General features: G+C 63.3%; 8 protein-coding genes. 5 read left to right on the forward strand and 3 right to left on the reverse strand.

Features of this window, described 5'->3' with window-relative positions; all coding sequences use genetic code 11:
- Positions 1-2: 2 nt before the first annotated feature.
- Together KI235_RS03270 and KI235_RS03275 are read right to left on the reverse strand one after the other, a co-directional pair.
- On the reverse strand, positions 3-1,100 hold the full coding sequence (locus tag KI235_RS03270; protein ID WP_003197385.1) for a cobalt-precorrin-5B (C(1))-methyltransferase: 1,098 nt from the start codon (positions 1,098-1,100) through the stop codon (positions 3-5).
- A complete protein-coding gene (locus tag KI235_RS03275; protein WP_003197386.1) occupies positions 1,093-2,304 on the reverse strand; it encodes a bifunctional cobalt-precorrin-7 (C(5))-methyltransferase/cobalt-precorrin-6B (C(15))-methyltransferase in 1,212 nt (403 codons plus the stop codon). Before KI235_RS03275 ends, KI235_RS03270 begins: the two co-directional genes overlap by 8 nt.
- Positions 2,305-2,556: 252 nt before the next feature.
- On the opposite strand from KI235_RS03275, the gene cobG reads away from it, so the two are divergent.
- From cobG to KI235_RS03300, 5 genes are all read left to right on the forward strand, one after another.
- Positions 2,557-3,906: a precorrin-3B synthase gene (cobG, locus tag KI235_RS03280; RefSeq protein WP_050516662.1), complete on the forward strand. Its 1,350-nt coding sequence runs from the start codon at positions 2,557-2,559 to the stop codon at positions 3,904-3,906.
- The gene (locus tag KI235_RS03285; RefSeq protein ID WP_003197389.1) at positions 3,899-4,525 is read left to right on the forward strand and encodes a precorrin-8X methylmutase; all 627 of its coding nucleotides are present in this window, start codon (positions 3,899-3,901) and stop codon (positions 4,523-4,525) included. The genes cobG and KI235_RS03285 overlap by 8 nt, the downstream gene beginning before the upstream one ends.
- The gene (locus KI235_RS03290) at positions 4,525-5,256 is read left to right on the forward strand and encodes a precorrin-2 C(20)-methyltransferase (RefSeq protein ID WP_003197391.1); all 732 of its coding nucleotides are present in this window, start codon (positions 4,525-4,527) and stop codon (positions 5,254-5,256) included. Before KI235_RS03285 ends, KI235_RS03290 begins: the two co-directional genes overlap by 1 nt.
- Entirely contained in the window at positions 5,256-6,956 is a 1,701-nt protein-coding gene (gene cobJ, locus KI235_RS03295; RefSeq protein ID WP_003197393.1) for a precorrin-3B C(17)-methyltransferase, read from the forward strand. The genes KI235_RS03290 and cobJ overlap by 1 nt, the downstream gene beginning before the upstream one ends.
- A gap of 477 nt (positions 6,957-7,433) precedes the next feature.
- Positions 7,434-14,516, forward strand: coding sequence for a TcdA/TcdB catalytic glycosyltransferase domain-containing protein (locus KI235_RS03300; protein ID WP_212795486.1), 7,083 nt, complete (start codon positions 7,434-7,436; stop codon positions 14,514-14,516).
- Here KI235_RS03300 and KI235_RS03305 read toward each other — a convergent pair.
- On the reverse strand, positions 14,501-15,097 hold the full coding sequence (locus KI235_RS03305; RefSeq protein WP_003186248.1) for a MarC family protein: 597 nt from the start codon (positions 15,095-15,097) through the stop codon (positions 14,501-14,503). The genes KI235_RS03300 and KI235_RS03305 overlap by 16 nt on opposite strands.
- Positions 15,098-15,103: the final 6 nt, after the last annotated feature.

Here is a 15,103-nt window from a genome sequence, read left to right on the forward strand (position 1 = left end):
CTTCATGACAAGGCTCCCGCGTGGCCGACAATCCCGCCTTGGCGGTCGATGGCGAAGACTTCGACCTGGACCTGGGCCGGCACCACGCTGCGGGCGAAGGCCAACGCGTGCTCGCACACCGCGTCGCCGAGGGCGATGCCGGCGGCGCTGGCCATTGCCAGGGCTTGCTGGCTGGTGTTGGCCGCGCGGATGCCTTGCTGCAACGCCTCATCGGCACCGATGGCAGCGGCCCACTCGGCCAGTTGTGGCAGGTCGATGCTCGAGTGACGGCTGTGCAGGTCCATGTGGCCGGCGGCGAGTTTGCTGATTTTGCCAAAGCCGCCGCAAAGGCTGAGCTTTTCCACGGGGACCTTGCGCACATGTTTGAGCACGGCGCCGACGAAGTCGCCCATTTCGATCAGGGCGATTTCCGGCAGGTTGTAGACCCGGCGCATGGTGTCTTCACTGGCGTTGCCGGTGCAGGCGGCGATGTGCAGGTAACCGTTGGTTTTTGCCACGTCGATACCCTGGTGGATCGAGGCAATGTAGGCCGCGCAGGAGAACGGCCGGACGATACCGCTGGTGCCGAGGATCGACAGGCCGCCAAGAATTCCCAGGCGTGGATTCATGGTTTTCAGCGCCAGGGCTTCGCCGCCCTCGACGTTGACCGTGACTTCGAAACCACCGGCGTAACCGCTTTCCTCGGCCAGCCGACCCAGGTGGTCGTTGATCATTTTGCGCGGCACCGGGTTGATCGCCGGTTCACCGACGTTCAGCACCAACCCCGGTCGCGTCACCGTGCCGACGCCGCGACCCGCGACGAAACGTACACCGGGCTCGGCGATCAAGCGCACCTGGGAAAACAACAGGGCACCGTGGGTTACGTCCGGGTCATCGCCCGCGTCCTTGATTGTCCCGGCTTCGGCGCCTTGTTCGGTCAGCCGGCAGAACTCCAGGCGCATCTGCACTTGCTTGCCCTTGGGCAGTACGATTTCCACGGCATCGGCTTCGGTGCCGCGCAGCAGTAATCGAGCGGCCGCCAGGCTGGTGGCCGTGGCGCAACTGCCGGTGGTCAGGCCGCTGCGCAGGGGGGCGGGTTGTTCGGCGGTTTCGTCACGCATCGAGAGGCTTGACCAGGTCGAGCAAGGTGATCGGCAAGGCCTGGCGCCAGGTGTCGAACTCGCCCAAGGGCTGGGCCTGGGCGATGTGGATGCGGGTCAGTTCACCGCCGTGACGTTCGCGCCAGTGCATCAGGGCCGTTTCGCTTTGCAGGGTCACGGCGTTGGCGACGAGCCGGCCGCCGGGCTTGAGTTGGGCCCAGCAGGCCTCGAGCACGCCTTCGCGGGTGACGCCGCCGCCGATGAACACCGCGTCCGGCCGCTCCAGGTTCTCCAGCGCCTGGGGGGCTTTGCCGCGAATCAGTTGCAGGCCGGGCACGCCGAGGGTGTCGCGGTTGCGCTCGATCAAGCCTTGGCGGCCTTCGTCGGCTTCGATGGCCAGGGCCCGGCAACTGGGGTGGGCGCGCATCCATTCGATGCCGATGGAGCCGCTGCCGGCGCCGACATCCCAGAGCAGTTCGCCGGGCATCGGGGCGAGGCGTGCGAGGGTGATGGCGCGCACGTCGCGTTTGGTCAACTGGCCGTCATGCTCGAAAGCGGTGTCCGGCAAACCGGCCAGGCGTGACAAGCGCGGTGTCGACGGTTCGGCCCGGCATTCGATGGCGATCAGGTTCAGGTCGGCGACGGTGTCATCGGACCATTGCGCGGCGCAACCGTCGATCCGACGTTCTGCCGCACCGCCCAAATGCTCCAGCACGGTCATGGTGCTCGGGCCGAATCCCCGCTCGCGCAATAACGTCGCCACGGCGGCGGGACTGTGGCGATCGTTGCTCAGCAGCAACAGCCTGACACCGGTGGATAGGTGGACATTGAGCGCCGCCAGGGGCCGGGCCACCAACGACAGCGTGACCACATCTTGCAACGGCCAGCCCATGCGTGCCGCCGCCAGCGAACAGGAGGAGGGCGCGGGGATGACCAGCATCTGATCACTCGGCACCTGTTTCGCCAGGCTGGCACCCACGCCGTAGAACATCGGATCGCCGCTGGCCAGCACGCACACCGGCTCACCCTGCCGAGCAAGCAGCGGTTCCAGGGAGAACGGGCTGGGCCACAGCTCCCGTTGGCCGCGGATGCACAGCGGCAGCAGATCCAACTGACGCTGCGCGCCAACGATCCGCGAGGCACCGAGCAGCGCGCGGCGAGCAACCTTGCCCAGGCCCTTGAAGCCCTCTTCGCCGATGCCCACTACGGTCAGCCAGGGTGTCATCTCTGTTCCTCGAATAGATCTGTTTGATCGGCGGGCCTGTTTCCCCGCGAACCGGGTCGCCATCATACCGTGCCCCGGCGGATCAGGCGCCTGGCGCAACATCATCTTCACAGCCAGACCGCTATCGCGAGCAAGCTCGCTCCCACAGTTTGGAATGGGGGCGTTCGGAAATTGTGTGTCCGCCGTCAGCAATCCGACCGGCAAGCTTTTCATGACCCCCGGCAAAGCAGGCATAATGGCGGTCCTTCGCCGATGTGGCGTTTCTTATTTGTCGGTTTTCCCTTGAACGAACGTCCATCCTCCAGCGTCGTACGCCCCTCCGGTTGCCCGGGGTTGCTGCGTGTCGTCCAGGCGCTGGACGGTGGGATCTGTCGGATCAAGCTCGATGGCGGTGCCATCCAGGCGGATCAGGCCGAAGTCGTGGCGTCGGTGGCCGAGCGGTTCGCCGGGGGCGTGATCGAGGCGACCAACCGGGCCAACCTGCAAATCCGTGGGATCGGTCCCGGGCACGACGCGCTGATCCAGCCATTGCTGGCCGCCGGGCTTGGCCCGCGCAAGCCGGCCGGCGATGACGTGCGCAACCTGATGCTCAGCCCCGCGGCCGGGATCGATCGGCAGATGTTGTTCGACACCCGGCCGTTGGCGGCGCAGATCCTCTTCACCCTGCAAACCCACGAACGCTTCCCTGAGTTGTCGGCCAAGTTCGCCGTGCAACTGGACGGTGGCGAAGCGTTGGCGATGCTCGAACATCACCACGACCTGTGGCTGTCGGCCCTGGTCCGTGATGGCGAGCCTTGGCTGGCCTTCGGCTTGGCCGGTTCCCCATTGGATAAACCGGCGGGCAGGGTGCCCCTGGCCCAGGGGCATGCCTTGGTGGTGGCGGTGCTGGAGCTGTTCCTCGACCTGGCGCGCCCGGACCAGATCCGCATGCGCCACTTGCTGGCTGAAATTCCCACCGATGAATTCATGAGCCGATTGGCCCGCCGCGTGCCGCTGCAAGCTTGCCTGGATTGGCAGCGGGACGGCTCCATCGACGGACTGCACATCGGCGTTCATCCCCAGCACGACGACCGCGTCTACGTCGGCGCGGCGGCGCCTCTTGGTCGACTCGACGCCCGCATGCTGCGGGGGGCGGCGCAATTGGCGCGGGAGAAGGGCGACGCAAGCCTTCGTTTCACCCCTTGGCAAAGCCTGCTGCTGCCCAACGTGCGCAGCGAGGACGCCGACGAAGTGCTGGCGCGGCTTGAGGGGTTGGGCCTGTTGTGCTCTGTCGATCAGCCCCTGGCACAACTCATTGCCTGCACCGGCTCCAGTGGCTGCGGTAAAGCCCTGGCCGACACCAAGGCCGACGCCCACCAACTGGCCGAGCTGCTGCAACGCCAGGGCCAGACCCTGAAAGTCCATCTGTCGGGCTGCCCGCGTTCCTGCGCGGCAGCCCATATCGCGCCCGCCACCCTGCTGGCGGTCGCCCCCGGTCGTTACGACCTGTATTTCCGCGATGCCACGCTGCCGGGTTTCGGCGCGTTGCAGGCACACAATCTGACTATTGAAGCGCTCGGCCACTGGCTCGACGCTCGCCCCCGGAGCCCCCTTGATGCTTGATTACATCCGCGACGGTCAGGAGATCTATCGCAACTCCTTCGCGATCATCCGCGCCGAAGCCAACCTGGCGCGCATTCCGGCCGACCTGGAAAAACTCGCGGTGCGGGTGATCCACGCCTGCGGCATGGTCGAGGCCATCGATGGCTTGCAGTTTTCCGAGGGCGCGGGCACGGCCGGGCGCCAGGCGCTGGCCGCCGGGGCGCCGATCCTGTGCGATGCGCGGATGGTCTCCGAAGGCGTGACCCGGGCTCGCCTGCCAGCCAACAATCCGGTGATTTGCACCTTGCGCGACGAAAGCGTGCCGGCGTTGGCCCTGGAGCTGGGCAACACCCGTTCGGCGGCGGCGCTGGAGCTGTGGCGCCCGCACCTGGAAGGCAGCGTCGTGGTCATCGGCAACGCGCCGACCGCGCTGTTCTACCTGCTGGAGATGCTCGATGCCGGCGCGCCGAAACCGGCACTGATCCTCGGTTTCCCGGTGGGCTTCGTCGGTGCTGCCGAGTCCAAGGCGATGCTGGCGGCCAACAGCCGCGGCGTGCCGTTCGTGATCATGCAAGGCCGCCTGGGCGGTAGCGCCATGGCCGCCGCCGCCGTCAACGCCCTCGCTACGGAGATTGAATGATGCAGCAGCCTGGACGTCTGATCGGCCTCGGCGTGGGCCCCGGTGACCCGGAACTGATTACGGTCAAGGCCCTGCGCCTGCTGCGCGAATCGCCGGTGGTGGCGTACTTCGTGGCCAAGGGCAAGAAGGGCAACGCCTTCGGCATCATCGAGGCCCATTTGCAGGATGCGCAAACCTTACTGCCGCTGGTCTACCCGGTCACCACCGAAGCGCTGCCGGCGCCGCTTTCCTATGAACAGGTGATCGCCGACTTCTACGACACCGCCGCCGGACAGTTGGCCGTGCACCTGGATGCCGGTCGTGATGTGGCGGTGATCTGCGAGGGCGATCCGTTTTTCTACGGCTCCTACATGTACCTGCACGATCGCCTGGCCGAGCGCTATGAGGCCGAGGTCATTCCCGGGGTGTGCTCGATGCTGGGCGGGGCCTCGGTGCTCGGTGCGCCGCTGGTCTATCGCAACCAGAGCCTGTCGGTGCTCTCCGGCGTCTTGCCCCACGACGATCTCAAGCGTCGCCTGGCCGACGCCGATGCGGCGGTGATCATGAAGCTGGGGCGCAATTTCCCCAAGGTTCGCCAAGTGCTGCAGGAATTGGGCATGGACGCACGGGCGCTGTACGTCGAGCGGGCGACCATGGCCAACCAGAAAATCGTGCCATTGGATGAAGTCGAGCCGATGTCTTCGCCGTACTTTTCGCTGATCATCGTCCCGGGCGAACGGTGGCAGGGTTGATGACTTCTACCGCGCCGGCCATCGTCATCCTCGGCCCGGGCAGCCTCGCCACGGCCCGGCGGATCCAGCAACGCTATCCCGATGCCTTGATCCACGGCCTGGCCGCAAGGGTCGAGGGCGTGGATCGCCAATACCTCGAGTTCGGCGCGACGTTGCGCGAGCTCTACCAACTGAACACACCGATCATCGCCCTGTGCGCGGCCGGCATCGTCATCCGCACCCTGGCGCCGCTGTTGCTGGAAAAAGGCGCCGAGCCGCCGGTACTGGCGGTGGCCGAGGATGGCAGCGCCGTGGTGCCGCTGCTGGGCGGTCTGGGCGGGGTCAACGTCATGGCCCGGGACATCGCGGTAACGCTGCAAGTGGCGCCGGCGATCACCACCAGCGGCGAATTGCGTTTCGGCACCTGCCTGCTCAATCCGCCAAGCGGCTACAGCCTCGGCGACCTGGAGCAGGGCAAGCGCTTCGTCTCCGACCTGTTGGCCGGTGAACCGGTGCGCATCGAAGGCGCGGCGCCATGGCTGGATCAGGCGCAGTTGCCGCAAGACCCGCAGGCGCGGCGCACGATCCACGTCGGCCATGCGGAGCGTGACGCGAGCACTCACGAACTGTTGATTTATCCGCGCAGTGTCGCGGTGGTGGTGAGCGCCGAGGTGGCTGATCTGCCGGGTGCCATTCGTGCCGCTTTGCAGCAAGCGAAAGTAGCGCTTCAGAGCCTGGCGTGCCTGGTGGCGGCGGATACGCTGATGGCCAGTGTGGCCTTGCGTGAAGCGGCGCTGGAACTCGGGGTGGCGCTGCGCTTTGTGGTGATGACCGGCGATGCCGCCACCTTGGCGCGCAGTTCGGTGCCGGCGGTGAACATCCTTTCGGCGACTGACAACCTGGCCATCGCCGTTGCCGCGCAACCCTTGGAGGTGGCCCAAATCGGTCGCTCGCGCGGACGCCTGGCGGTGATCGGCCTGGGGCCGGGCGCGGCCGAACTGATGGTGCCGGCGGTGAAAGCCGAACTGGCGCGGGCCACCGATGTGCTCGGCTACGAAACCTATGTGCGCATGGCCGGCCCGTTTCGCGACGATCAAGTGCTGCACTGCACCGACAACCGCGAAGAAATGCAGCGTGCGCGACACGCCTTTGAATTGGCTGCGCAAGGCCGTTCGGTGATCGTGGTATCGTCCGGCGACCCGGGTGTATTCGCCATGGCGGCGGCGGTGCTTGAAGCGTTGCACGAGTCCAGCGATCCGGCCTGGCATCAGGTTGACCTGGAGATCCTGCCCGGTGTGTCCGCCTCCCTCGCCACCGCCGCCCAGGCCGGTGCGCCGTTGGGGCATGACTTCTGCGTGATGTCGCTGTCGGACAATCTCAAACCATGGTCGATCATCGAGAAGCGCCTGGATCTGGCGGCCGAAGCCGACCTGGCGTTGGCTTTCTACAACCCGATTTCCCGTGCGCGGCCGTGGCAATTGGGGCGTGCGCTGGAGATCGTCGGCCAGCACCGCACGCCGGAGACGCCGGTGGTGTTGGGGCGTGACATCGGTCGTCCGGGCCAGACCCTGCGTGTCACCACGTTGGGGCAACTCACGGCCGAGCAGGTGGATATGCGCACCATGGTCCTGATCGGCTCCTCCACGACCTGTGTGTTCCCGCGCGCATCGGGTGGAAACTGGGTGTATACGCCACGCTGGTATGGGCTCAAGCCGGCCTGAGTCGCAACACAGTTCCATTGTGGCGAGGGAGCTTGCTCCCGCTGGGCGTAGGAGCTGCCGAAGGCTGCGATCTTTTGATCTTTCGCTTGAGACTCAAGTGGCTGGGGAAAGATCGCAGCCTCGTTGCACTCGACAGCTCCTGCACAGCTCCTGCTCGCAGCCCAGCGAGAGCAATCTCTGGCCCCGTTTTCGTTTCTTTCGTCTTGTTTTTCGCCTGTTAAATGAAAGAGCAATTTGTTGTCTTGATCCTCCTTTGTAATGCATTGAAAGCCTTCCCGTTTGAACTGCCGGGTGCTAAGCGTTAGTTTGCGCGCCTGATAAGTTTCCGGTGTGCGCTTGTCAGTGCTTGGCATAGGCTTTAGTTGTCGCCAAGTTAAAAAATATCAATGGAATGAACGTTCGCCAGAGCACCTTCTGGCGACAATGCTTTTATATGCCTGTTCTTTTTCTAGCGGACAGGCCGGGAGTGTCTTTTTTATGCAGGAAGCAAACGTCCAGACGCGTGATGGTGCGCTCGGTTTCATCAGCCTTTTCAAACTGGCCGACCTCGAAAGGGCACTGCTGCCCTACAAAAACAATGAACAATATGACGCGGTCATCCGTTATTACTTTGCCTGTATCGGTATGCCGGATTCCCACAGGCTGCTCGAGCCGCTGGGGCTCTTGAAACAGACGCTCGCCCAGGTCCTGGGCAGCCGCAGGGTGAAGCGCAGCCTGGAGGGGCGTACGTCCGGCCCTGGCGAGACAGCGATGGATCTGCCGCGAATCTATGACAAAGTCGAACGTCATGAAGCACGCCTTCAGTTCAGCACCGAACAGATGAAGCGAGTGCCAACGGAGGTGCCCAAGACGTTGCACTTTGTCTGGCTCGGCGGCGGGCTTGGCAACATTCAGCGCGACTATCTAAATGTGTGGAAAGAAGTGTTGGCCAGGCAGGGTTATAGCCTGAATCTCTGGTATGACAGCGATGCGCTACTGGCCTGGCAAACCAACAGGTTGATTGTCGAAGCCGCCAAGACCGATGTTTTTCTACAAGGGGTTGATGAGCGTATCTCCGAAGTTGAATTGGGCGGCTTATACAACGAGCGGACCATTGTTCTGAAACAACAGATGCATGCACATATCAGTGCGGCAGTGGCGGGCGGAGGGTCAGCCGACGAGGCCCGAATGGATTTATTGTCCCGCGCCTACGGCCAGGATGTGCAAGTACTGCGCAAACAGTTGGAAGACAATCGTCGCAGTGTCTTGGATATGGACGGTTTCAAGTTGCGTGACATCGCGGCAGGGGACGTTTCGTTGCAGTTGCAGGATGTCTATGAGCGGGAGATGTGTTTGCGCGGCAATATGGCGGCGGCGTCTGATGTTGTGCGCGCCGAGGTCCTGTATGCCGAAGGCGGTAGCTATACCGATGTCGACCACCTTCCGCCGTTGTCGCAAACCCTCGGCGCTGTTGATATCAGCGGTTTTGACCGTAATGCCCGCCTTGGAGTCCTGCAACTGCTGCTGAACAACAACCCCGAATGGATGCCGGGTCGCCAAGCCTCTTCCAGCCATTACACACACATTGGCGCCGAGTATTTTCCAGCGCTGCAAGCCTTCGCGCAAAGCCGGCCAAGCCTGAGCGAGGTCTTCGCGCAACCGGCGGATCGGCTTGCGCGTCCCTTCGCGCTGCGGGCCTTGGCCATGCAGCAATCGTTATCCAATGCGTTTCTGATGGCCCATCCGGGCTGTGCGGTTCTCAACAGTGTGATCGAGCGTTTGCGCGCCAACTACGCGTTGATCGATGCTTCGACCCGGTTGGCCGCTCAGCGCGATATTGCGTTGAGTGATGTTGCTGGCATGTTGAGGCTGGTGGAGGAAGTGTTCGAAAAAACCAATGGACCGCTGACTGGACTGTCGATGGAAGACGTGCCGAGAGCGATAGCGCTGATTACGGCCATCGCGACCCACTTTGGCGATGGTATTCGGTTCGAAAGCGAGGGCACCATCTACCTGACGGGGCCCGGCGCCATGCGCGATGGCATGGTCGACTATGCGAAAGCGCACTTGGGCGCCGCCATTGCCGAGAGCCTGAGCAAAGAGGCGGCCATTGCGCCCAATGGGACGGTGAACGGTGCCACCGAAGAGGAGCAGGATCACTCCTGGAAAGAAAATGAGACCGATCACGAGAAATGGGTCAGCAACGAACAGACGAGTTGGCGTGAGGGGCTGTACTCCACGCGCTACAGCGGTGATATGGCGCAGTTGCTCAAGCACTCGACCATCGAGTTCCAACAGGGCTGGCCGCTGATCGAAGGGCGAGCGGTGCTGCTGACCGATGTGCTGGAGCAATTGGTCGAGGGGCTCGGCGAGCCGTTCATCGAGGCGATGAGCCAGGGGCATGACGGTGAAATCCGCTTCGAGAAACCACTGCCGCTGAGTTTCGATGATCGCCAGCGTATCCGGCATCAGGCTGCCGATGCGCTGGTTCCGGTATTCCTGAGCGATGCAAGGATGCAAAACCTGGGGATCGATGAAGTGCTGATCGATATCGCCAGTGGCGCCCGCCGTCTCATCGAAGCCAGCCCTTTGCAAAGGGTGTCGCTGGGCCTGCTGCTAGGCTTGGATGCGCTGGATAACCAGCGTTTCAACGCGGCCACCAGTGAGCTGGAGAACCTGGCCAACAGCGTTGCCGAGCAGGGCGTGTCCGGCCGTTATGCAGTCATCGAGCGGCAATTGTTCAAGCGCAAGGCGGCCGGATTCATGGACGGCCTGTCGAGCGATCCGGCGTATGCGCCGATGCCGTCCGACAGCACGCTGGACCTGAAGAAAGCGGCCTTGAAAGAGGCGCGAACGCTGTTCCAGTGGGGCCGCCATGTTGCACGGATCCAGAAAGCGGCGACCCTTGAACATCGTGTCCAGATCGTTGAACGCTCCGCGCAGGTGCTGGATGGCTTCGGTCACAACGGCGTCCAGATGGTCCCCCAGGATTTGCTGCTCGGCAGCGATGGCGAGACGATTGGTGGGCGTTGCTATCCGTTGGCGCTGGCGATGAGCGCGGCGCTGGCCCAGGGCGATGTAGCCTCCGGGCAGTTGCGCGAGCGTTTCTTCCTGACGGTGCTCGAACCCGGGCAAGCCGACTCCCAGGCCTTTCTGCAAACCCTGGAAGCCCTGCGAGACGTGTCGCTGGGTGACGTTGGCACGCGGCTTGGCCAGGCCGACCTGGATCAGGTCACGGCCGCACTCGAAAGACACGCCGCCCCCCGTACGCTGATGCTCAACTCGGACAACCATTCGATGCTGGTGGCCAAGACCGTCAGCGGGGAACGCGCCACCTATCATTTTTTCGACCCGAACTTTGGCCTGTGCAAATTCGACCATCCGGACGGGCTGCAACGTGCGCTGGAGCACTTTTTCCAGACCGAGGGCATGGCCCGCTATTACGCTGCCTATGGTTCTGAAGCGCGACCGCAATTCGATCTGATCGACCTGCACAGCGCCAAGATCTCGGCCTTGGAGCTTTCTGACGGATTCACGGTGGAGCACCTGCTCAAGCCCGATCCTTTGCCAGGAAAACCGGCACTTGCGATTCGCCAGCGCCTGAACCGTGCCTACGGAAGGTCCCTGGTCGACAATTCGCACCTGGGCAGTAGCTTGCTGGCGCTGGACAGCCATTGGTGGGGACAGCAGATCGCCCAGGCAACGGTCGATTTGCAGGCGCTGAATGACTCGCCGACGCCGCTGGTGCCCTTGTTCGATACGCTGGAGATCACGCCCGAAGGCCAATACCGAGTGAGCCTGATCGATCCCGCGCAACCGCAACAGCAGGTCTGGGTGCTCAGTGACGATCATCGCCTGTTACGCATCAAGAACTGGCTGTCGGAACAGTTTTCGACCCTGGCGCGCCAACCTGTGCAGAGCGGTGGTGTCGTGGATCCGACCGAGGCCGGCAGCGTCCATACCCTAAACGCTGGCTTCACCATCCAGGCCTTGATGAACGCCTTGCGCGGGCGCGAAGGGGATGACCGAACGTTGACCACCGCCGTGCGCCTGCATGCCTACGTCAACTATGCGCAGTTGGTGCACGGCAATGTCATGGACGTGACGGGGTTGGTGCAGTTGGCCCGCACCGCCCTGGCGGAAGAACGGCTCATTGCCCGCACGTGTGCGCCGGTCGTTGGCCAGGCGCTGGGGCATGCGGCTAACGAGGGCGTCGGCGCGGTGTTGGGGCTGGCCAATGTCGGCTTTGATATCTATCAACTGAAGACGGCGCAAACCGGCATCGAGAAAGCGCAGTTCGGTACCCAGCTGACATTCGACTCTGCCAGCCTGGCCTTGACGGCGGGCGGTGTTGGCGCGGGGTTGGCCGGGGCGTCGACCGCCGCGGCGGTGCTCGGCGGTGCGGGTGTGATTCTTGGTGGGGTGGCGGTCGGGGTGGCCGCCCTGGCCCAGGGATTCGCCAGCATCGCGCAGCAGGCGCGGGACGTCGGTCAGTTTTTCGATGAGCTGGAGCAGGCCTATCGTGGTGACGGCTACTGCTACGATCACACGCTGGCCGCGTGGGTGGCACGGCCTTCACTGATCGTCAGAAGCATTGACCTGGAGGAGGGGACGTTGCAGCTCGACAGTCCAAAGCTGTATCCCCTGCATGATCATTTCGGTGTGCCGGGCTTCGATCCCGATGAGGCGCGGGCGATCGACATCCGTCGAGAACTGGGGCTGCCTGGACGGATCGGATTCGTCCCGCCGGCAGGACAACCCATCGTGCTGCCCTGCACGCCGCAAACCACTTACGGCTATGAATACAAGGCGCTGCCCTTTGCCCGCTGGCGCCATGATCGCGGCTTCGACACGGCCCGGCGGCTGGAGAAAAGGCAAGCGGACGGGACCTGGCTGTTTTTGTTCTCGTTCTATTCGTTTCCGTCCGACTACATTCTCAATCGCCTGAGTCCGGTGTACGGCGAAACGGTCATCCGGGTGTACCTGGATGCAGTAGAGCGGACACTGGTGGTTCCCGTGATGCCGGAAGCCTGGCAAGGCAAGTTGTCCTATTGGCTCCGAGGGGCCGACTCGCGTTGTACCGTGACGCTCAATCCCGGGGTCGATATCAGCCTTGTCTCACCGAACCTCATGTATTGCCGCTGGGTGTTGCAGGCCTCCTGGGCCAATGACCGGGATATCCGGATCGAGCCTTCCGGCGAGCTGTACATCGGCACCGTTCATGTGAGCCGTGTCGGCCAGCAGGAGGTGCTGATTCGCACGGCCGACCAGCTGTTCAGAGTCCCCCAGGGTAAACGCCAGCTGGATATCCTCGAACAGACGGCGCCGGAAGGGCTCGATGAACAGGCGCTGCTTGACCACTACAAGGGCCTGGCGCGCGAGCATCGATTGGCGCTGCCGTATACGCCGGTCCATCACTATCTGATCCCGTTCGAGGATCCCCGGCAACCGCGCTACACCACGGCCTGGTATGACGCGGGCGAGGACCGCTTTCTCTACATTCGTGACGACCTGGCCGTGCTCGGTGAGCCGCAGCTGTCGGTCGTCATGGGTGAGTCCGCCTATTTCTACGATCCCGACGGGTTCCAGATCTGGCAGACGGATTGCGCCACGGGTTTGCTCAAGTGTCGCTACCTGTTACTGCTTCAAGAGGGGCAAAGCACGATTCGCAGCCTGGAAGCGGATGCGCAAGGGGTGATTCATGTCGTGCAGGAATACGTCCTCGACAACCAAACCGTCCGGCAATATCGCTACCTGATTCATGACAGCCAATTGCTGTTGAGTTCCGTCACCTACGACACGGCGCCGCAACTGCAGGCGCTGCTGTTGAGCAGCGATACCCTGGCCGGGTGGTCGTCCGTACTGGGCGACTTTCTGCGGCTGCCCCTCGGGCCTTCGCATAACGGGGCGACGACCGTCGATTGGCAGCCGGCTTCGTACGTTTCGATCTGCTGGACGATTGCGCCCGATTCCCGAGACCTGGCATGGGTACGCCGCAGCGATCGACGTCTGATCCTGGCGCCACCCGCCAGGCATCATTTCCGTGGCTGGGATGACTCGATCAAGAACCTGGACGGGCTGATGCTATTGCCCATGGCCGACGACAGCGAGGTGTTCTTCGTTTACCAGCGAGTCACCGCCAACCAGACGCTCTGCCGACTGCAACGCAACGTGAACGACGGCAAGGCGCAATGGACCCGGCAATGGGTGCAGCCGGAGGGGCTCAAGCAGATCCTGGCCGTCGACGGGGGGTATGTGGCGCTCGATGAAAACGGGCTGTTTTTCAACCTGGGCGCGCAAGAAACGTTGCAGTTTGCCGGCGTGAGCGAACAGTGGCTCAAGGGGCGTAGTCGGTGGTGGCAGGCGCTTGAGCCGTTGGCCAAGCGTTACCCGGGCAGGGATTTTGCCATTGCCGGTCTGCGCAATGTCGCTGGTGACGGCAACCTGTGTGCCTGGTACGTGAATAACCGCTTGCTGTTGTGCGATCCGGGACTCGACAAGGAAGTTCGCTTGCTCGGCATGACGCCCGATAATCAGTCGGTCTGGCTGTTCGATCGGTCGAGTGGTGAAGTATTGAGCCAGGCATTCTTCGACCCGCAGCGGCTTGACCAGGCTTTCGGCGCCGGCTCGCAATTGCTGGCGGGCGACAGCCTGCCGACGTATCAGCGGGAGTGGGCGAGCTGGCGCTTCGCCGATGTCACGCTCGAAGGCAGCGGCTTGCGCGGGATAAGCGTGGACGGCCTGTCGCTGGCGCTGCGTCATCAGGAAGCGGGGACCATCACTGGGGTCAATCACGACTGGGTGAGCGCCCAGGGCGAACACCTGATCGAAGCTCTCCAGCGGTTGCTGGAGCAAGCGCAGCATACCGAGTTCGTGTCGGTGGAATCCGAGCCTGGGAGCCTGCAATGGTATGACGTGCAAAGTGCCCGGCTGCTGCGGGTGACCGGCAAGAACCTGCCCAGGAACTTTACCCTGCTCGGCACTCAGGCTCAGGTCAACGTGCTGCTGCACAAGCATCAGGATGGGCGGGTGCTCATCTATCCCGACAAGCGCAGCATCGGGCCGTTCGATTATGTCCAGCGCAACGCCCAGGTGCTGGTCGTCGAAGGGGCGAAGGTCGGCCGCGATCTCCTGCCGCTGATCCCCGATGAGGTCAATACGTTGATTCTGCGCTTGGGCCAGGGCGCGGTGACGTGTCATTTGACGAAGAAGGAGTGGCTGAAACTGGACTCGGTCATTGTCGACTGTCGACATGCCCTGGATGAACCACCCGCCATGGCAAGCACATTGATCTGGGCATTCGATGAGCCTGGAAAACTCGTGTTCGAGATCGTCCAGGCGCATCTGGTCATTGTCGATCCGGACAGTGAACACTGCCTGATCCTGCGTGATGTGTGTTCCGCCGACCCGCTCTTGCGCGGTGAAATATGCCTGGGCTTCAACGCTGCGCATGCCCGCCCGGTGTCGACATTCGTGGCACGGCTACGGGACCTGGGTGGGGTTGGCAGTGCAACCCTGAAAGAGCTGCTGGCGCCGGCGCCGGTCGAAGGCCAGGTGGTCCCCCTTCAGGGCACCAGGTAGCCCTTCACCCCGGTAAAAATGATCTGCGCCGCCAAGGCGCAGACAAACAACCCCATCAGGCGGCTGACGATCTGCAAGCCCTGGTCGCCCAGGATCCGTTCGATACGGCTGGACAGGTAGAGCACGACGCCGACGGTGAAGCTCGCCAGGGCGATGCTGATGATGGCCATGAGTTTGTCGTCCCAGTGCGGCTGGCTCACGCCCATCACCAGCAGGGCACCGATGGTGCCGGGGCCGACGGTCAATGGAATGGTCAGCGGGACGATGGTCACGTCCTGCTGCACGTTGTCGGTCTGTACGGCCGACTTGCCCTGGGCCATGCCCAGTGCCGAAATGAACAGCACACTGCCGGCGCCGATACGGAAGGCGTCCACGGTGATGCCGAACACGCTGAAAATCACCCGCCCGAACAAATAGAGCAACACGCTGGAGACCAGCGTCGCGGTCGCGACTTTCCAGGCCAGGCGGCGTTGTTCCTTGCGCGAATAGCCGCGAGTCAGCCCGATAAAACACGACAGCACGAAGAAGGGGCTATAGAGCACCAGCATCTTGAGGTACACGCTGAATAGCACGTGGAGCATGGTTCA

Origin of the sequence: Pseudomonas sp. St386 (genome assembly GCF_018325865.1) — a bacterium.
Taxonomy (GTDB): Bacteria; Pseudomonadota; Gammaproteobacteria; order Pseudomonadales; family Pseudomonadaceae; genus Aquipseudomonas; species Aquipseudomonas brassicacearum.

Coding starts and splice junctions, on each gene's coding strand:
- KI235_RS03270 (WP_003197385.1), bottom strand. CDS start 1,100: ATGCGTGACGAAACCGCCGAACAACCCGCCCCCCTGCGCAGCGGCCTG.
- KI235_RS03275 (WP_003197386.1), bottom strand. CDS start 2,304: ATGACACCCTGGCTGACCGTAGTGGGCATCGGCGAAGAGGGCTTCAAG.
- cobG (WP_050516662.1), top strand. CDS start 2,557: ATGTGGCGTTTCTTATTTGTCGGTTTTCCCTTGAACGAACGTCCATCC.
- KI235_RS03285 (WP_003197389.1), top strand. CDS start 3,899: ATGCTTGATTACATCCGCGACGGTCAGGAGATCTATCGCAACTCCTTC.
- KI235_RS03290 (WP_003197391.1), top strand. CDS start 4,525: ATGCAGCAGCCTGGACGTCTGATCGGCCTCGGCGTGGGCCCCGGTGAC.
- cobJ (WP_003197393.1), top strand. CDS start 5,256: ATGACTTCTACCGCGCCGGCCATCGTCATCCTCGGCCCGGGCAGCCTC.
- KI235_RS03300 (WP_212795486.1), top strand. CDS start 7,434: ATGCAGGAAGCAAACGTCCAGACGCGTGATGGTGCGCTCGGTTTCATC.
- KI235_RS03305 (WP_003186248.1), bottom strand. CDS start 15,097: ATGCTCCACGTGCTATTCAGCGTGTACCTCAAGATGCTGGTGCTCTAT.